This is a genomic window from Streptomyces cyaneus, from assembly GCF_004028635.1.
GTDB classification, from domain to species: domain Bacteria; phylum Actinomycetota; class Actinomycetes; order Streptomycetales; family Streptomycetaceae; genus Streptomyces; species Streptomyces cyaneus.
Map to the genome: position 1 here is coordinate 134,441 of NZ_ML138680.1, position 17,288 is coordinate 151,728.

Annotated in this window: 19 protein-coding genes and 1 pseudogene; 8 read left to right on the top strand and 12 right to left on the bottom strand. The window is 69.9% G+C overall.

Going from position 1 to position 17,288, the window contains the following annotated elements; translation table 11 throughout:
* Positions 1–387: 387 nt before the first annotated feature.
* The 3 genes from EHO50_RS09130 to EHO50_RS09140 all read right to left on the bottom strand — a co-directional run bounded on the left by EHO50_RS09130 (position 388) and on the right by EHO50_RS09140 (position 3,949).
* The gene (locus EHO50_RS09130) at positions 388–1,845 is read right to left on the bottom strand and encodes a catalase (RefSeq protein WP_128429374.1); all 1,458 of its coding nucleotides are present in this window, start codon (positions 1,843–1,845) and stop codon (positions 388–390) included.
* Positions 1,846–2,056: 211 nt separating this feature from the next.
* Positions 2,057–2,947 carry a 2-hydroxy-3-oxopropionate reductase gene (locus EHO50_RS09135; RefSeq protein WP_128429375.1) on the bottom strand — a complete coding sequence of 297 codons (891 nt, stop codon included), beginning with the start codon at positions 2,945–2,947 and terminating at the stop codon, positions 2,057–2,059.
* A gap of 144 nt (positions 2,948–3,091) precedes the next feature.
* Complete coding sequence (locus tag EHO50_RS09140) at positions 3,092–3,949, bottom strand: TIM barrel protein (protein WP_128429376.1); 858 nt, start codon at positions 3,947–3,949, stop codon at positions 3,092–3,094.
* A gap of 137 nt (positions 3,950–4,086) precedes the next feature.
* On the opposite strand from EHO50_RS09140, the gene EHO50_RS09145 reads away from it, so the two are divergent.
* The 7 genes from EHO50_RS09145 (at position 4,087) to EHO50_RS09175 (ending at position 9,832) form a co-directional block, all read left to right on the top strand.
* Complete coding sequence (locus EHO50_RS09145) at positions 4,087–4,338, top strand: YkoF family thiamine-binding protein (RefSeq protein WP_128429377.1); 252 nt, start codon at positions 4,087–4,089, stop codon at positions 4,336–4,338.
* The gene (locus EHO50_RS09150; RefSeq protein ID WP_128429378.1) at positions 4,335–4,703 is read left to right on the top strand and encodes a helix-turn-helix domain-containing protein; all 369 of its coding nucleotides are present in this window, start codon (positions 4,335–4,337) and stop codon (positions 4,701–4,703) included. Before EHO50_RS09145 ends, EHO50_RS09150 begins: the two co-directional genes overlap by 4 nt.
* A 126-nt stretch (positions 4,704–4,829) precedes the next feature.
* Entirely contained in the window at positions 4,830–5,339 is a 510-nt protein-coding gene (uraD, locus tag EHO50_RS09155; RefSeq protein ID WP_128429379.1) for a 2-oxo-4-hydroxy-4-carboxy-5-ureidoimidazoline decarboxylase, read from the top strand.
* Positions 5,340–5,346: 7 nt separating this feature from the next.
* Positions 5,347–5,739: a hydroxyisourate hydrolase gene (uraH, locus tag EHO50_RS09160; protein WP_128429380.1), complete on the top strand. Its 393-nt coding sequence runs from the start codon at positions 5,347–5,349 to the stop codon at positions 5,737–5,739.
* A gap of 5 nt (positions 5,740–5,744) precedes the next feature.
* Complete coding sequence (gene pucL / locus EHO50_RS09165; RefSeq protein WP_128429381.1) at positions 5,745–6,668, top strand: factor-independent urate hydroxylase; 924 nt, start codon at positions 5,745–5,747, stop codon at positions 6,666–6,668.
* Positions 6,669–6,804: 136 nt separating this feature from the next.
* On the top strand, positions 6,805–8,184 hold the full coding sequence (locus EHO50_RS09170; RefSeq protein ID WP_128429382.1) for an 8-oxoguanine deaminase: 1,380 nt from the start codon (positions 6,805–6,807) through the stop codon (positions 8,182–8,184).
* Between the two features lie 88 nt (positions 8,185–8,272).
* Positions 8,273–9,832: a nucleobase:cation symporter-2 family protein gene (locus tag EHO50_RS09175; RefSeq protein WP_425472144.1), complete on the top strand. Its 1,560-nt coding sequence runs from the start codon at positions 8,273–8,275 to the stop codon at positions 9,830–9,832.
* On the opposite strand, the gene EHO50_RS09180 is transcribed toward EHO50_RS09175, so the two are convergent.
* From EHO50_RS09180 to EHO50_RS09205, 7 genes and pseudogenes are all read right to left on the bottom strand, one after another.
* On the bottom strand, positions 9,795–10,400 hold the full coding sequence (locus tag EHO50_RS09180; protein ID WP_128429384.1) for a 3'-5' exonuclease family protein: 606 nt from the start codon (positions 10,398–10,400) through the stop codon (positions 9,795–9,797). The two genes, EHO50_RS09175 and EHO50_RS09180, sit on opposite strands and share 38 nt — an antisense overlap.
* Before the next feature lie 198 nt (positions 10,401–10,598).
* A pseudogene (locus EHO50_RS44875) lies at positions 10,599–10,733 on the bottom strand (MFS transporter); the annotation flags it as partial.
* Between the two features lie 64 nt (positions 10,734–10,797).
* Positions 10,798–11,220: an acyl-CoA thioesterase gene (locus tag EHO50_RS09185; RefSeq protein WP_128429385.1), complete on the bottom strand. Its 423-nt coding sequence runs from the start codon at positions 11,218–11,220 to the stop codon at positions 10,798–10,800.
* Positions 11,221–11,272: 52 nt separating this feature from the next.
* Positions 11,273–11,905 (bottom strand): hypothetical protein, encoded by a 633-nt coding sequence (locus EHO50_RS09190; protein ID WP_128429386.1) that lies wholly within the window; start codon positions 11,903–11,905, stop codon positions 11,273–11,275.
* Between the two features lie 41 nt (positions 11,906–11,946).
* Positions 11,947–12,546, bottom strand: coding sequence for a histidine phosphatase family protein (locus tag EHO50_RS09195; protein ID WP_128429387.1), 600 nt, complete (start codon positions 12,544–12,546; stop codon positions 11,947–11,949).
* A gap of 3 nt (positions 12,547–12,549) precedes the next feature.
* The gene (locus EHO50_RS09200) at positions 12,550–13,083 is read right to left on the bottom strand and encodes an HAD domain-containing protein (protein ID WP_128429388.1); all 534 of its coding nucleotides are present in this window, start codon (positions 13,081–13,083) and stop codon (positions 12,550–12,552) included.
* Positions 13,084–13,150: 67 nt separating this feature from the next.
* Complete coding sequence (locus EHO50_RS09205; protein WP_128429389.1) at positions 13,151–14,362, bottom strand: pyridoxal phosphate-dependent aminotransferase; 1,212 nt, start codon at positions 14,360–14,362, stop codon at positions 13,151–13,153.
* An 87-nt stretch (positions 14,363–14,449) separates the two neighbouring features.
* Here EHO50_RS09205 and EHO50_RS09210 point away from each other — a divergent pair, with 87 nt between their 5' ends.
* A complete protein-coding gene (locus EHO50_RS09210) occupies positions 14,450–15,088 on the top strand; it encodes a winged helix-turn-helix transcriptional regulator (protein ID WP_128429390.1) in 639 nt (212 codons plus the stop codon).
* A gap of 93 nt (positions 15,089–15,181) precedes the next feature.
* Here EHO50_RS09210 and EHO50_RS09215 read toward each other — a convergent pair whose 3' ends face one another.
* Together EHO50_RS09215 and EHO50_RS09220 are read right to left on the bottom strand one after the other, a co-directional pair.
* The gene (locus tag EHO50_RS09215) at positions 15,182–16,003 is read right to left on the bottom strand and encodes a hypothetical protein (RefSeq protein WP_128429391.1); all 822 of its coding nucleotides are present in this window, start codon (positions 16,001–16,003) and stop codon (positions 15,182–15,184) included.
* The gene (locus EHO50_RS09220; RefSeq protein WP_128429392.1) at positions 16,003–17,271 is read right to left on the bottom strand and encodes a VWA domain-containing protein; all 1,269 of its coding nucleotides are present in this window, start codon (positions 17,269–17,271) and stop codon (positions 16,003–16,005) included. The genes EHO50_RS09215 and EHO50_RS09220 overlap by 1 nt, the downstream gene beginning before the upstream one ends.
* Positions 17,272–17,288: the final 17 nt, after the last annotated feature.

Here is a 17,288-nt window from a genome sequence, read left to right on the forward strand (position 1 = left end):
CTGTCTGGCCCTGAGTCCGACTCGGAAGACGCCGAAGAGCGCCGGGTACGGGACCGTCCGTACCCGGCGCTCTTCAGCCGGTGAGGTATGCGGTTGTAGCCGTCCGACGGTGCGAGGCTGGGCGCGACAGGACGTTCGCGCCGCCGGACGGGGTCTTGGGGGGCTTGGGACCGCGGCGGTTGCGACGGCACCGGGGGCTCCTTCCCTCAGGTCGAAGAAGGAGGCCGGGACCTTCACCACCGCACTGGCTCGCACGCCGCCGCGGTCCTCGCGTTGCCCGTGCCCCGGTCCGAGCGACCACCCCTCATCCGGGTCGCTCGGTCGTGCGGCGCGGGCGGTGCGTCCGTCTTATGACCTACCGTCAGGAGACGGACGCCGCCTTGGGGTTCAGTCCTCGCGCAGGGCGCGGACCGCCTCCTCCACGCGCCTGCCGTACTCCGGGTCGGCGGCGTGGAAGTGGGCCAGGTTCTTCTCGATCACGTCGTCGCGGGAGACCTGGGAGAGGCCACCGGCGATGTTCGCGATCAGCCGGGACTTCTCCTCGGCGGACATGAGGCGGTACAGCTCGCCCGCCTGGAAGAAGTGGTCGTCCTTGGTGTGGAGCGGTGCCTCGTGGGTGCCGGTGTGGCCGGTCACCGCCAGCGGCGCCGACAGCGGGCGGCCGGTCTCCACCGGGCCGTCGTAGGAGTTCGGCTCGTAGTTCTTCGCCGCGCGGCCCTGGGAGTTGGTCGCCATGAAGCCGTCTCGGCCGTAGTTGTCGGCCACGGTCGCCCTGGGGGCGTTGACGGCCAGCTGGGTGTGGTTGACGCCCAGGCGGTAGCGGTGGGCGTCCGCGTAGGCGAACAGGCGGCCCTGGAGCATCTTGTCGGGCGAGGGGCCGATGCCCGGCACGAAGTTGTTCGGGGAGAACGCGGCCTGCTCGACCTCGGCGAAGACGTTGTCCGGGTTGCGGTCGAGGACCAGCCGGCCAACGCGCTGCAGCGGGTAGTCCTTGTGCGGCCAGACCTTGGTGAGGTCGAACGGGTTGAAGCGGTAGTCGGCCGCCTCGGCCGCCGGCATCAGCTGGACGTAGAGCGTCCAGGACGGGTGCACGCCCCGCTCGATGGCCTGGAGCAGGTCCGTCTGGTGCGAGTTGGGGTCCTTGCCCGCGAGCTCGGCGCCCTGCTCGGCGCTCAGGCAGCGGATGCCCTGGTTCGTCTTGAAGTGGTACTTGACGAAGAAGGCCTCGCCCTCGGCGTTCGTCCACTGGTAGGTGTGCGAGCCGTAGCCGTTCATGTGGCGGTACGACGCCGGGATGCCGCGGTCGCCCATCAGCCAGGTCACCTGGTGCGTGGCCTCGGGGGCGTGCGCCCAGAAGTCCCAGACGTTGTCCGGCTCCTGACGGCCCGTGAACGGGTCGCGCTTCTGCGAGTGGATGAAGTCGGGGAACTTGATCGGGTCCTTGATGAAGAACACCGGGGTGTTGTTCCCGACGAGGTCGTAATTGCCCTCTTCCGTATAGAACTTGACCGCGAAGCCGCGCGGGTCGCGGACCGCGTCCGCGCCGCCCAGGCTGTCGGCCACGGTCGAGAAGCGCAGGAACACCTCGGTCCGCTTGCCCACCGCGCTCAGGAAGTCGGCGTGGGTGAAGCCGGTGACGTCGTCGGTCACCTCGAAGTGGCCGTACGCGCCGGAGCCCCGGGCGTGCACCACGCGCTCCGGGATGCGCTCGCGGTTGAAGCGCGCCAGCTTCTCCAGGAGGTGCTGGTCCTGGAGCAGGAGCGGGCCGCCGACGCCGGCGGAGGCTGAGTTCTGGTTGTCGGCGACCGGGGCGCCGGACTCGGTGGTGAGCACGCGCTTCGACATCGTGGACCTTCCGTGCGGGTGTCAGCGGAAAACTGTTTCCGCTTTGTGGAGCGTAGGAGTGGGACGATCGGGCGTCAACAGTTTGTTGAAGTTAAATCAACGATTTGTTGAAGGTGATTCCGGGCCGCGGCGCCGCCTGGGCGCGACAGGACAAGTGTCAGCGGCGCCGCGGCCCGGAAGTCTCGGGGTCGTCAGACCTCAGTGGCGGTCGTCAGACCTGGGCGCCGGAGAGGCGCTCCACAGCCCGCAGCAGGGCCGAGTGGTCCAGGCCGCCGTCGCCCTGCGCACGCAGGGACGCGACCAGCTGGGCGACCACGGCACCGACCGGAAGGGCGGCGCCGACGTTGCGGGCGGCGTCCGTGACGATGCCCATGTCCTTGTGGTGCAGGTCGATGCGGAAGCCGGGCTTGAAGTCCCGGTTCAGGAAGTTGTCCTTCTTCCGGGTCAGTACGGTCGAGCCGGCCAGGCCGCCGTTGAGGACGTCCAGCGCGGCCTTCAGGTCCACGCCCGACTTCTCCAGGAAGACCACGGCTTCGGCGCACGCCTGGATGTTCACGGCGACGATCAGCTGGTTGGCCGCCTTCACGGTCTGACCCGAGCCGTGCGGACCGCACAGCACGATCGTCTTGCCGAGGGCCTCGAGGATCGGCTTCGCGGTGTCGAAGTCGGCCTGCTCGCCGCCGACCATGATCGACAGTACGGCCTCGATGGCACCGGCCTCACCGCCGGACACGGGGGCGTCCAGGACGCGGATGCCCTTGCCCTTGGCGGCCTTCGCCAGGTCGACCGAGGTCTGCGGGGTGATCGAGGACATGTCGATCAGCAGCGCGCCGGACTTGGCGTTCTCCAGGATGCCGTCGGGGCCGTAGGAGATGGCCTCGACCTGCGGGGAGGCCGGCACCATCGTGATGACGACGTCGGCGTCCTTCACGGCCTCGGCGATCGAACCGGCGACCGTGCCACCGGCGGCGGCCAGGCGGTCCAGCTTGTCCTGCTCCAGGGTGAAGCCGGTGACGTCGTAACCCGCCTTGATCAGGTTCTCGGACATGGGGGAGCCCATGATGCCGAGGCCTATCCAGGCGATCTTGGGGAGGTTGCTCATGATGGGGGTACCTCTCTGAACTGCTGTGGTACGTCTGCGTGTGGGTGCCGGTCGGCGACAATCAGCCCGTCCGGCGTTTGAGGACGAGGCCCTTTCGGGGCCGAAGCGGGGGTCTGGGGGCGGCAGCCCTCAGGGGCGGTGCCGTCAGCGGGCGGCGCGCAGCTCCACCGGCAGCCAGTCGAACGCCTCCGCGCTCGGGCGGTCGCCCGGCTTGTACTCCAGGCCGACCCAGCCCTCGTAGCCCGCCTTCTGCAGCTGGCCCAACAGTTCCGCCAGCGGCAGCGTCCCCGTGCCAGGCGCGCCACGGCCCGGGTTGTCGGCGATCTGCACGTGGCCGGTCTTCGCGGCGTACTGCTCGATCACCTGCGGCAGGTCCTCGCCGTTCATGGACAGGTGGTAGAGGTCCATCAGGAACTTGGCGTTGCCCAGCCCGGTCGCCTCGTTGACCTTGTCGACGATGCCGACGCCGGCCGGGGCGGTCACCAGCGGGTACAGCGGTGACTCCGGCTTGTTGAGGGTCTCGATCAGCAGGATCGCGCCGATCCGGTCGGCGGCCCGGGCCGCGAGGGTCAGGTTCTCCAGCGCGAGCGCGTCCTGCTCGGCGGGGTCCACGCCCTCGACGCGGTTGCCGTACAGGGCGTTGAGCGCCCGGCAGCCCAGGGACTGGGCGAAGTCGGCGGCCACGTCGATGTTGGCGCGGAACTTCTCCGACTCCTCGCCCGGGATCGACAGGGCGCCCCGGTCGGGGCCCGGAAGCTGACCGGCGTAGAAGTTCAGGCCGGTGAGCTGGACGCCCGCGTCCTCGATCGCCTTCTTCAGGGCGTCGAGCTCGGACTGCTCGGGGGTGGGGGAGTCGACCCAGGGCCACCACAGCTCGACCGCGGTGAAGCCGGCCGCGGCGGCGGCCGCGGGGCGCTCCAGGAGCGGGAGTTCCGTGAAGAGGATCGACAGGTTGACGTTGAAGCGCTGCTCTGCGGCTGTGTCCAATCCAAAACCTGGCATGTCGCCGGCGCTCCCTTCCGTTTGTCGAGATTCCGTATTGCGGAAGTTAGTTTCTGCGTATTGGAAGATTGCCGTTGTGTGTCCGAGCTTGTCAAGAGGGCTCGGCGGAAGGTGGCACCGCGCGTTAGGTTGAGCGCGTGCGATTGAGAGTGGAGTTCACGACCGAGCCCTTCGACCTCGACGAGGCACCCGCGCACGCGCTGGTGGCCCGCGAGGTCGTCGAGGCGGCCGAGCTCGACGCGGTGGACGTCGGCCCGTTCGGAAACACGGCCGAGGGCGGCGCCGACGCCGTGCTCACCGCCGTGGACGCCCTGCTGCGCAAGTCCCTGGAGGCCGGTGCCACCCGGATCTCGCTCCAGCTCAATGTGGTCGGGGAGGGCGAGGAGTGACCGGTACCGGGGACGAGCCCTTCATCGCGGCCGTGAAGCCGCTGGTCGACGCCATGGGCGGCGAGATTCTCCCGCCGGACGAGGCCGGCCCCGAGGACGTCGTGCTCTCCTGGGAGGGTGCCGACGTCGTCGCCGTGCGTCTGCCTCAGCTGGCCGACTCCCTGGACCACATCCTGGCCGCCATGGAGCGCAGGAAGGGCAAGCCGCTGGCGGACCTGGACCGCAAGGCCAAGCAGGAGGTCGTGCGGATACTCGAGGCGCGCGGCGCCTTCTCCGTGCGGCACGGCGTGGAGACCGTGGCAAGTGCGCTCGGGGTGAGCCGCTTCACGGTCTACAACTACCTCAACCGTGAGAAGGGTGCCTGAGGCGCCCTGCCCGGTTTCGTTACCGCGAATTTTCAACAAAGTGTTGACGTCTCGTCGTCGTAGGGCGTTAGCTATCGGCACGCCCGTTCAGTACGAAGGCCGCCCTTCGCGGCCACGGAGGCTCCCGTGACGTCGAATTCCACGCCCCCGGGCCTGGCCCGGTTCAACGCCCTGGAGGAGCACGCGGCCTACGCCGCTCTCCACGAGGCGTGCGCCTCCACGGCGTGGGCGAAGCGGCTGCTCGCCGCCCGTCCCTGTGCCACCGCCGACGACCTCTACGCCGCCAGTGACGCCGCCATGGCCGAGCTGACCGCCGAGGACCTGGCCGAGGCGATGGCCGGGCACCCGCCGATCGGCCGCCCCAAGCCGGGCGATCCGACCTCGGCGAGGGAGCAGCGCGGCATGGCCGGCGCCTCCGAGGAGCTCAAGGCGGAGATGCTCGAACTCAACCTGGCCTACCAGGACAAGTTCGGCCACGTCTTCCTGATCTGCGCAACTGGCCGGACCGGCGAGCAGATGCGCGACGCGGTCAAGGAACGGATCGGCAACTCGCCGGAGCAGGAGCGGGAGATCGTCCGCACCGAGCTGGGCAAGATCAACCGTATCCGGCTCGCCCGACTCGTCGAAGAGGACTGACCAAGCCATGAGCACCAGCACCACCGCCTCGGTGTCCACGCACATCCTGGACACCAGCATCGGCCGCCCCGCCGAGGGCGTCGCCATCCAGCTCTCGGCCCGCAGCGGCCGGGATGCCGAGTGGCAGGCGCTCGGCGGCTCCGCGACCGATGCGGACGGGCGGTGCAAGGACCTCCCGGCGCTGCCGGAGGGGACCACACACGTACGGCTCGACTTCGCGGTGGAGTCGTACTTCGAGAAGAAGCAAGCCGATGCGCAGCAGGACGCCCCCGCGAATCGGGACAGCGGTGCCGTGTTCTTCCCCGAGGTGGCGATCACCTTCGCCGTCAAGCCCGGGGAGCACTACCACGTGCCGCTGCTGCTCAACCCGTTCGGCTACTCCGTTTACCGAGGGAGCTAGCAGACATGCCCACGATCCTGGGACAGAACCAGTACGGCAAGGCCGAGAACCGAGTCGTAAAGATCACGCGGGACGGCGCCACCCATCACATCAAGGACCTGAACGTATCCGTGGCGCTGAGCGGCGACATGGACGAGGTCCACTACTCCGGCTCGAACGCCAACGTCCTGCCGACCGACACCACCAAGAACACGGTGTACGCGTTCGCCAAGGAGCACGGCATCGAGTCGGCCGAGCAGTTCGGCATCCACCTCGCCCGTCACTTCGTCACCTCGCAGGAGCCGATCCACCAGGCCCGGATCCGCATCGAGGAGTACGCCTGGGAGCGGATCGAGGCCTCCGACGCCAACTCGCAGTTCATCGGCGCGGACGAGGTCAAGCACTCCTTCGTCCGCAAGGGCCAGGAGACGCGGGTCACGCAGATCACCTACGACGGTGAGAAGTGGGAGGTCATCTCCGGCCTCAAGGACCTCGTCGTGATGAACTCGACCAACTCCGAGTTCTGGGGCTACGTCAAGGACAAGTACACGACGCTCCAGGAGGCGTACGACCGCATCCTGGCCACCCAGGTATCCGGCCGCTGGCGGTTCAACTGGACCGACGACGAGCAGCGGATGCCCAACTGGGAGAAGTCCTACGAGCAGACCAAGAAGCACATGCTCCAGGCCTTCGCCGAGACCTACTCGCTCTCGCTCCAGCAGACCCTGTACCAAATGGGCTCGCGCATCATCAACAACCGCAGCGAGATAGACGAGGTCCGCTTCTCCCTCCCGAACAAGCACCACTTCCTGGTGGACCTGGAGCCGTTCGGGCTGAAGAACGACAACGAGGTGTACTTCGCCGCCGACCGCCCCTACGGCCTGATCGAGGCCACCATCCTGCGGGACGGCTGCGAGGCGAAGATCCCCATGGACCTCACCAACCTGTAAGCCAGCAACTCCATTTCGGCACCCGCGGCCGGAGGAGCGGGCCTTTGAAGGCTCCCCGGCCGCGGTACTCAAATCCCCCAGGGTCCTGCCGTGCCCTCTCGAACTCAGCACAACTCCCGTGAAAAAGGGGCGAATCATGGCAGCAGCCCAGCGCATCGTCATCGAGAACTGTTCGATCGCGACGGTGGACGCGAACGACACCGAGTACGCCACGGGCCACGTCGTCATCGCGGACAACCGCATCGAGTCGCTCGGCGCGGGCAAGGCGCCCGAGGGCCTGGAGAACGTCGTACGCCGTATCGACGCCACCGGGCACCTGGTCACCCCCGGCCTGGTCAACACCCATCACCACTTCTACCAGTGGATCACCCGGGGCCTGGCCACGGACCACAACCTCTTCAACTGGCTCGTCGCCCTCTACCCGACGTGGGCGCGCATCGACGAGCAGATGGTGCGCTCCGCCGCGCAGGGCTCGCTGGCGATGATGGCCCGCGGTGGCGTGACCACCGCCATGGACCACCACTACGTCTACCCGCAGGGCTCCGGCGACCTCTCCGGCGCCATCATCGGCGCCGCCCGCGACATGGGTGTCCGCTTCACCCTCGCCCGCGGCTCCATGGACCGCAGCGAGAAGGACGGCGGGCTGCCGCCGGACTTCGCCGTCGAGACCCTCGAAGGCGCGCTGGCCGGGACCGAGGAGACCGTCAAGCGGCACCACGACGCCTCCTTCGACGCGATGACCCAGGTCGCCGTCGCCCCCTGCTCCCCCTTCTCCATCTCCACCGAGCTCCTCAAGCAGGGCGCCGAGCTGGCCCGCCGCCTCGGCGTGCGCATGCACACCCACGGCTCGGAGACCGTGGAGGAGGAGAAGTTCTGCCACGAGCTGTTCGGCATGGGCCCGACCGACTACTTCGAGTCCACCGGCTGGCTCGGCGAGGACGTGTGGATGGCGCACTGCGTCCACATGAACGACTCCGACATCGCCGCCTTCGCCCGTACGAAGACGGGCGTCGCCCACTGCCCGTCCTCCAACGCCCGCCTCGCGGCCGGCATCGCCCGCGTCCCCGACATGCTCGCGGCGGGCGTCCCGGTCGGCCTCGGCGTCGACGGCACGGCGTCCAACGAGTCCGGCGAGCTGCACACCGAACTGCGCAACGCCCTGCTCATCAACCGCCTCGGCGCCCACCGCGAGGCCGCCCTGAACGCCCGGCAGGCCCTGCGCCTCGGGACGTACGGCGGTGCCCAGGTCCTCGGCCGCGCCGCCGAGATCGGCTCGCTGGAGCCGGGCAAGCTGGCCGACCTGGTGCTGTGGAGGCTGGACACCCTCGCCCACGCCTCCATCGCCGACCCGGTGACCGCGCTGGTCTTCGGCGCGGCGGCCCCGGTCACGGCGTCCTTCGTGAACGGCCGGCAGATCGTGGAGGACGGGCGGCTGCTCACGGCCGACGAGGACGCCATCGCCCGCGCCACGCGGGAAGAGGCACAGCGCCTGGCGAGGATCGCCGCGCAGGCCTGACGCAGGCCTGACGTAGGCCTGACCAGTTGAAGATCTCCGGTCGAGAGGGACGGCTCCCGACCGGTGGCCGTGGACCCGAGCGGGGTCCATGGCGGCCGTCTCCGGGGCGCGCGTGGACGCGTGCGCCCCGGAACGGTCTCCGTTTCCCCCAGAACGGGCCCGTCCCCGGTCCCGCACGACCGCGTACCACCTCCTTGAACCCGCGTCAGAGCCGACGCGTTTAACCGACCGGAGGAGAGCCGCAGTGTCCGCCCAGCCCGTTTCGACCCACCCCGTAGACGAGAAACTACCCGCCCTGAAAATGGCGACCACCGGTCTGCAACACGTGGCCGCCATGTACGCGGGAGTCGTCGCCCCACCCCTGATAGTCGGCGCGGCCATAGGCCTGTCCGCCACCGACCTGACCTTCCTCACCGGCGCCTGCCTGTTCACCGCGGGCCTCGCCACCTTCCTCCAGACCCTCGGCATCTGGAAGATCGGCGCCCGGCTGCCGTTCGTCAACGGCGTCACCTTCGCCGGCGTCGCCCCCATGACCGCGGTCGTCGCCTCCACCGAGGACAAGTCCGACGCCCTGCCGATCATCTTCGGCGCGGTCATCGTCGCCGGCCTGCTCGGCTTCCTGGCAGCCCCCTTCTTCAGCAAGGCCGTCCGCTTCTTCCCACCCGTGGTGACGGGTACGGTCATCACGCTGATCGGCATCTCCCTGCTGCCGGTCGCCTTCAACTGGGCGCAAGGGCCCGACCCGGCCGCGAACGACTACGGCTCGGCGACGAACCTGGGCCTGGCAGCCGGAACCCTGCTGATCGTCCTGCTCCTGCGCCGCTTCACCCGAGGGTTCGTCAAACAAATCGCCGTGCTGCTCGGCCTGGTTGTCGGCACACTGATCGCGATCCCGTTCGGCGTCACGGACTTCGGGCCGGTGGCGGACGCGGACGTCATCGGCTTCCCGACCCCGTTCCACTTCGGCGCCCCGCAGTTCCAGCTCGCCGCGATCATCTCGCTGTGCGTGGTCATGGTGGTCTCGATGACCGAATCGACGGCCGACATGCTGGCGTTGGGCGAGATCGTCGAGCGCCCGGCCGACGAGAAGACCATCGCGGCGGGCCTGCGCGCCGACACCCTCGGCTCCGCGATCAGCCCCCTCTTCAACGGCTTCATGTGCAGCGCCTTCGCACAGAACATCGGCCTGGTCGCGATGACGAAGATCCGCAGCCGGTACGTAGTCGCTGTCGGCGGCGGCTTCCTCGTCCTGATGGGCCTGTGCCCGATGGCGGCGTCGCTCATCGCGGTCGTACCGCGCCCGGTGCTCGGCGGCGCGGGCGTGGTCCTCTTCGGCTCGGTCGCGGCGAGCGGCATCCAGACCCTGGTCCGGGCCGGCCTCGACAAGGACAACAACGTCCTGATCGTCGCCGTCTCCCTGGCCGTCGGCATCGTCCCCATCACCGCGCCGGAGTTCTACCACGCCTTCCCGGAGACGGTGCGGATCGTCCTGGACTCGGGCATCTCGACGGGCTGTGTGGCGGCGGTGGCGCTCAACCTCGTCTTCAACCACCTCGGCAAGGGCCGGGACGCGCAGGACGTCACCCACCCCATGGAGGCAGGGGAGGAGATCACCGGGTCGGCGACCCGGGCCCCGGCCACCCCATGAGGTTGGCGAACAGCTCGGCCTGCTCGATGGCGTCGTCCCGCGCATGATGCGTGTGACGGCGCCGCGACAGCAGCTCGCGCGGCATGGTGCCTTTGGCCACGGCCCGCAGCGGCAGCCCGGCTTTCGTCGCGTACAACGTCTTCATGTCCAGGCAGCCCGAGTGGCCGAAGGGACTCGCCCCGGTGAAGCGGATCAAGTACCAGTACAGGAACGTCCAGTCGTACGACGCCGGGTAGCCGCACATCACCGGCTGCGCGTCGCCGCCGACCTCGCGAACCCAGCGCGTGAACTGCGCGAGGGCGAGCGCGGGGTCGAGGCCCTCTTTCCGTAGGCGCTCGCGGTCGAGCCCGCTCACGGCCAGCGCCTCGGGCACGAACTCCTCGCTGATCGGGCGGAGTTCGCGATAGAAGGTGTGCTGCTCGGGGTCGGCCGCCGTGAACCCGTCGGCATCCTGGACTCCGGCGACCGCCGCGCCGAGGCTCAGCATCGAGTACGGACCCGGGATCGGGCCGTCGGCCTCGATGTCGACGGAGATGTAGAGGCTGGGCTTGATGCGTCGTGCGGCCATGGACCGGGAGCATCCCAGGTGTCCGGGACTTCCCGCATCCGAATTCCGACCGAGGTGTTCCAGCCACTCCAGGCGGACGATCCACCCGTCGTCGCCGGTTGCGGGCCTGCGCGCCGGCACCAGGCCACTACGCGCCCCTCTCAGCCCCGCCGTTCCCACAGCACCGCCGCTGCGAGCAGAAGCAGCGGCGGGAGTACGTCCAGCCAGTAGCACCCGGTATGTGCCGAAGCGGCCGACGGTACGGGCCGACAGGCCCAGCATCAGCAAGCCGATCGCGATCGGCTCCGGCAGGAACGCTGTGCCGGTGAGCAACTCGCCGTAGCAGAGGAATCGCGGGCCGCCTACGACGACGAGCACGCACCGGAGTTGGTGTGACCGGAGTCCGAGCCGGTGTTGGCTAGAGCCCGAACAGGCTCGGGTCCGTGGCCAGTTCCTTGAAGTAGTCCTGCGGATCGGCCACCATCCTGCGTTCCTCGAGGTTCAGCAGGCCACCGACCGCCGTGAGCTCGGCCGCCACCGTGCCGTCGGTCTTGCGGATGATCTGCTGGATGCGGAACGTCTTGCCGCCCGACCACTCGAAGGCGCACGACACGTCGACCTCGTCACCGGCGAGGAGTTCCCGTTTGTAGCGGATGGTCGTCTCCAGCGCGACGGGGCCCACCCCTTTGCCTATGAGGCCCGCCTGGCTGATGCCGGCGGCCTGGAGCAGCGACCAGCGAGCGTGCTCCGCATAGTTGATGTACACGCTCTGGTTGACGTGCCCCTGCACGTCGGTCTCGTAGCCGCGGACGGTGATCCGGACGGAAAACGGCTCGCTCACTGCTTCCCCTTCTCACAATTCGATGCCCTGCGCACCGATCTTGGCATGCCGGTCATGCCCGGCGCGGGGATGCCAGCAGATATCGCGCTCTTGTACGAGACTCGGCGTGTTCGCCGACCTGCCAGCCAGCCTCTTCCAGTGTGGCGGCGCAGGCCCGCAGCCGCGCGCCGTCCGGATCGCGCACGGCGACCGCCTCCGGCTGAGGGGTCGCCCGCACCCGGTAACCCTCCTCGGAGTCCTGCTCCGCCGGACGATGCCCCGCCGCCTCCAGGGCGAGCGCAGCGGCCTGCACCAGATGCGTACGCTCCCAGCCGCACGGCCGGTCCACGGCACCGTCCCGATTGGTCATCCGGCGCAGCTCCAAGAGCCCCTGCCAGGCGCTGTGCACCTCACGGACCCGAGCCGGGCCCGCCTTCGGCGCGTCCTCCTCACCGCCGATGCGCGCGGCGAAGACGCCGGTGGCCGCAGGAGCCTGCTCCGGTTGCTCGGGCGCACTCGCCTCCACCTCCCGTATACGATGCCCGGCCGGCGTCAGAAAGTGATCGTGCGGCGGCCGCGGGTGCCGAAAGGCGAGCCCCCGCTTCACCAGCGCCGCGAGCTGCGCCTCCGTACCTCTGAGCCGCCCGGTCACGGGATCGGCGGCGTCGATGACACGCCGTTGCGCGGCGGTCGGCGGTCGGGTCACGGCGTGTTCCTTCCTGCGTGGGGCCTCACCCGCTTCGCAGGCTACGCCGGGGGTCTGACATTCCACCCGGCGATCACCGGCCGCCCGTGCTCGGTGCCGAGCCGGCACAGCGCGCCCGTGGCCAGCTGGAAGTGGGCCCCGTGCTCAGGCGCCAGCCCGAGGCGGCGGGCGGTGAGCACCCGCAGGAAGTGCCCGTGGGCGATCAGCAGGACGACGCCCTCCGTGTTCGCGAGGGCGGCGTCCACCCTGCCGAGGACCCGGTCGGCACGCTCCCCGACCTGCTCCGGGCGCTCCCCGGGGTGCTCCGGCGGCCCGGGCGCGACCCCGTCCGTGAACAGGAACCACCCGGGACGCTCCCGCTGGATCTGCACGGTGGTGACGCCCTCGTACCCGCCGTAGTCCCACTCCCGCAGGTCGGCGTCGACGCGGGCGTCCCGTACCCCGATCAGCTCGGCGGTCTCCCGCGCCCGCTGCGACGGGCTGACGAACGCGGCCCCGATCCGATGCGACCGGACCAGCGGCACCAGCCGCCGCGCCTCCTGACGCCCGTGCTCGGTCAGCGGAACGTCCGTCCAGCCGGTGTGCCGCCCCGATCGCGACCACTCGGTCTCACCGTGCCGGACGAGAAGGAGATCACCCATGCGTCACAGGCTAAGAGCCCAGCGCTCCAACTCCGCGAAATCACGCTCACGCAGTCCCCTGCGCGCGTCGACCGTCAGCAGCAGCGCGGCCGCGTCGTGGTGGGCCGCTACATGCCGTACGTCGAGATCGGTGACCATGTCGTCGACCCAGACGAAGGGCCGCCCCGCCGCCCACGCCAGCACGTGCCGTGTCTTCCAGTACAGCCCCTCGGGATCCGGCACGAACAGCTCGGGCCACTCGATGACCGGCAGATCACCGGGCAGCCCGACCACCGGCGCGATCATCTCGTTGGCCTGGTGCATCCAGGTGGTGGCCCACGCCAACTCGTACGGCAGCGCCAGCAGCCGCGCCCCGTGCCCCGGGTGCAACCGGACCCGCAGCCCGCGGCGCAGCCGCCGGGACCCCGGTGTCTGGCGGGCCGACCAGTTCGCCGGATGCAGCCGCCGGGTGACGTAGCCGCGATGACGGAGGAACGGGGCGCGGAAGGGGTTGAGGGGACCGTCCACGTCGAGGAGCAGAAGAGGGCGGGTACTCATGGACAGGTTCTACCCACGCCGGCGCGGTCACATCGGCCGGTGCGCGCTCAGGTCTGCCGGCATCCGCTCAGGTCTGCCGATACCCGCTGAGGAACCGCCCGATCCGCCCGATCGCCGCCTCCAGGTCCTCGGCGTACGGCAGGGTCAGGATCCGGAAGTGGTCAGGTGTCGGCCAGTTGAAGCCCGTGCCCTGCACGACCTGGATCTTCTCCCGCAGCAGCAGGTCCAGGACGAACTTCTCGTCGTCGTGGATCTTGTACACCTTGGGGTCGAGCCGCGGGAACGCGTACAGCGAGCCCTTCGGCTTCACGCACGACACTCCGGGGATCTCGTTGAGCTTCTCCCAGGCCACGTTGCGCTGCTCGTACAGACGGCCGCCGGGGGTGGTCAGCTCGCGGATGGACTGGCGGCCTCCGAGCGCGGCCTGGATGGCGTACTGGGCGGGCGCGTTGGCGCACAGCCGCATGGAGGCCAGCATCGTCAGGCCCTCCAGATAGTCCTTCGCGTGCTGCTTCGGGCCGGTCACGACGAGCCAGCCGGAGCGGAAGCCCGCCACCCGGTACGTCTTCGACAGGCCGCAGAAAGTGAGGACCACCAGGTCGGGGGCGAGGGCGGCGACCGAGTGGTGGACCGCGTCGTCGTACAGGATCTGGTCGTAGATCTCGTCGGCGAACACCATCAGGCCGTGCCGGCGGGCTAGGTCGAGGATGCCCTCCAGGATCTCCTTGGGGTAGACCGCGCCGGTCGGGTTGTTCGGGTTGATGATGACCACGGCGCGCGTGCGGTCCGTGATCTTCGACGCCATGTCGTCCAGGTCCGGGTACCAGTCGGCCTGCTCGTCGCAGAGGTAGTGCACCGCCTTGCCGCCGGCCAGGGTGGTCACCGCGGTCCAGAGGGGGAAGTCCGGGGCGGGGATGAGGATCTCGTCGCCGTCCTCGACCAGCGCCTGTACGGCCATGGAGACCAGCTCGGACACACCGTTGCCGAGGAAGACGTCGTCGACGCCGACCTCCAGGCCCAGCGTCTGGTACCGCTGGGCCACGGCCCGGCGGGCGGAGAGGATGCCGCGCGAGTCGGTGTAGCCGTGCGCCTGGGGCAGCATCCGGATCATGTCCTGGAGGATCTCCTCCGGCGCCTCGAAGCCGAAGAGCGCGGGGTTGCCGGTGTTCAGGCGCAGCACACTGTGGCCTGCCTCCTCCAGCGCGTTCGCGTGCTCGATCACCGGGCCGCGGATCTCGTAACAGACCTCGCTCAGCTTGCTCGACTGCCGGAACTCCATGCGCGCTCGCCCCTCCGGTTTCGTGTGTTGCTTGGTTTTACCAAGTTCGAGCTTGGAAAGTCCAACAACATGTCTACACTGCGTCGCATGTCACCTCGCCGAAGCTACGACCAGTACTGCTCCGCCGCCCGCGCGCTCGACCTCGTCGGTGACCGCTGGACCCTGCTGATCGTCCGGGAGTTGCTGGCCGGGCCGCGGCGCTACACCGACCTGCACGCCGATCTGCCGGGCGTCAGCACGGACGTACTGGCCTCACGACTGAAGGACATGGAGCAGGACGGACTCAGCACCCGGCGTCGGCTGCCACCGCCCGGCGCGGCGTATGTGTACGAACTCACCTCGCGGGGGCGGGAGTTGCTGCCCGTGCTTCAGGCGCTGGGGGAGTGGGGTCAGGCCGAGCTCGGCGAGCGGCGGCCCACCGACGCGGTGCGCGCGCACTGGTTCGCGCTGCCTCTGCTGCGATCCCTGCGGGAGAGCGGGGCGGGGGAGGGGCTCGTCGAAGTCCGGCTGGAGGAGGGGGACTTCCATCTGTACGTCGGTGCGGAGGGCGGGCCGGTCTACGACGACGGGCCCGCTCCTGGAGAGCCCGATGCGCGGCTGGTCCTGGGTTCCGGGACGTGTGAGGCGGTCGCGCGGGGGGAGTTGAGTGTGATCGATGCCGTGCGGGGCGGTCGTATCGAGGTGACCGGGGACGGGGCGTTGGCCAAGGCCCTGCGTGACATCTGAGCGGTTGATCAAGGCCCTGCGTGACATCTGACCGGCACGAGGCCCGCCGTGCGGCCGAGCACGGCGGGCCCTCGTTGCATGGTTGACGAGCCGTCAGGCCCCCGGCGTCACCCGCGACGGCCGACCCGACCCGCGCGTCAGCGCATATCCGCCGACACCCGCGAGCGCGGCCAGCGCGCCGCCGATCGCGGTCCACACCCACCGGTCGGACCACCAGCCGGATGCCCAGCCGCCGCTGGGTTCAAGGCTCGCGAGCAGTGCCTCCTTGGTCGACTCCTCCTCGCCGCCCTGGGCGATGGCGCCGGCCCCCGGCACCAGCGGGTGAGCCAGCGACCCGTCCACCGCCGCCGCCCCGCCGACGTCCTCGGAGTCGACCCGGACCTCGGCGCCGACTGGCAGACCGAGGTCGGACGTGGCCAGGTTCACGACCGTCAGCCGGATGTAGTACGTGCCCGGCAGCGGGTCATTGGCCCACGGCTCCGACCACGCGCGCACGGTACGCAGGACGCAGGTCAGATCCACGGAGGCGGCTCCCCCAGAGGGGGTGCCCCCAGCCGCGGCGGCGCGCGTCTGTGCCCCGTACTGGCAGGACTGGCGGCGGCGCAGGCCGTCGTAGACGTCGATCTGCCAGGTCTCGGCGGCGTGCGTGTCCGGCAGCTTCACCGTCGCCTTGACGGTGGGGCGCTGTCCGGCGTCCGCGGGGAACGACCAGTACAGGTAGTCGCCCGCGGAGCCGCTCGCCGTGGCCGTCTGCCCCTGCTCGATCTCCGTAGCCGTACGGAAGGAGGTGCCCGCCTCGGTCGGCGCGCCGCCGTCCTCCGACGCGCTCGGCGAGGGCGAGGAGTCGGCGACCGCCGGGGTGACCGCCAGTCCGAGCATGAGCAGAGAAGCGCTCAACACGCGTGTGATCCGCATCAGTTGGTCCTCCAGACCGCTACCCGCCAGCGCGACAGCCAGCCCCAGACGAGACCGGCGAGGAAGCCGGTGAGGATGAGCGCGCCGAGCAGCCACCAGCCGCGCCCGAGGCCGAAGGAGGCCACGTCGTTCGACGCGTCCGGCCCGTGCACGACGTCGATGGTCACTTCGAGCGGTAGACCGGGGGTGGTCTTCACGCCACCGGCGGGAGAGAAGGAGTGCGTGACCTGGAGACAGACGGTCTCGGGCGCGATCTCGCCCTCCGCGTCCTCCGCCTCGGCCTTCGGGTAGCGCAGCCCCGTCGAGATCACATCGGTACGGCCGTTGCCCGCCGCCTCGCCGCGGACGATCTCCCGGCCGCCCTCGGTCGTCGCGCGCAGCAGCAGCCCGTACGACGGGTTCACCTCACGGTCGGCCGCGACGCTCACCGAGGCGCGCAGTTCCCAGCCGTGCGGGACCTTCACGCGGTACCAGCGCTGCTGCCCGAACTCCTCGCGGTCGGTGTACAGGCCGGAGTTCAGCGTGGGCGCCTTCGCACACTGGTCCGCGCCCGTCGTCGCGACCGGCGTCACCACCGGATCGGCCGCACGGTCCACCAACTGGTTGACCTTGTCGGCGAGTTCATCGGTGTGCTCGACCGAGGTGAACGTACCGCCGGTCGCCTCGGCGATGCAGCTCAGCTGCTGCCGCATCTTGGTGTTCGGGACCAGGCCGAGCGTGTCGATGGTCAGGCCGATGCCCTTGGCGGCGATCTCGCGGGCCACCTCGCACGGGTCGAGCGGGGCGCAGGTGTCCTCCCCGTCGCTGATCAGCACGATCCGCTTGGAGCCCTCGCCGCCGTCCAGGTCCTCGGCCGCCTTCAGCAGCGCGGGACCGATCGGCGTCCAGCCGGTGGGCGTCAGGGTCGCCACCGCCGTCTTGGCCTCGGTGCGGTCCAGCGGGCCGACCGGGTAGAGCTGAGCCGTGTCCTTGCAGCCCGTCTTGCGGTCGTCGCCCGGGTAGTTGGCGCCGAGGGTGCGGATGCCGAGCTGGACCTCCTCGGGCGTCGCGTCCAGCACCTCGTTGAAGGCCTGCTTCGCCGCGGCCATCCGCGACTGGCCGTCGATGTCCTTCGCCCGCATCGAGCCGCTGACGTCGATCACGAGATCGACCTTCGGAGCGGTGGCGGTGGTCTCGTCGGCGACCGCCCCGGCCGGGAAGGCTATCCCGGCCGTGAGCGCGGCGAGCAGGGCGCAGACCCCGGCCGCCAGCCGTTGTGTTCTGATCATCGGCGGATCCTATTGAT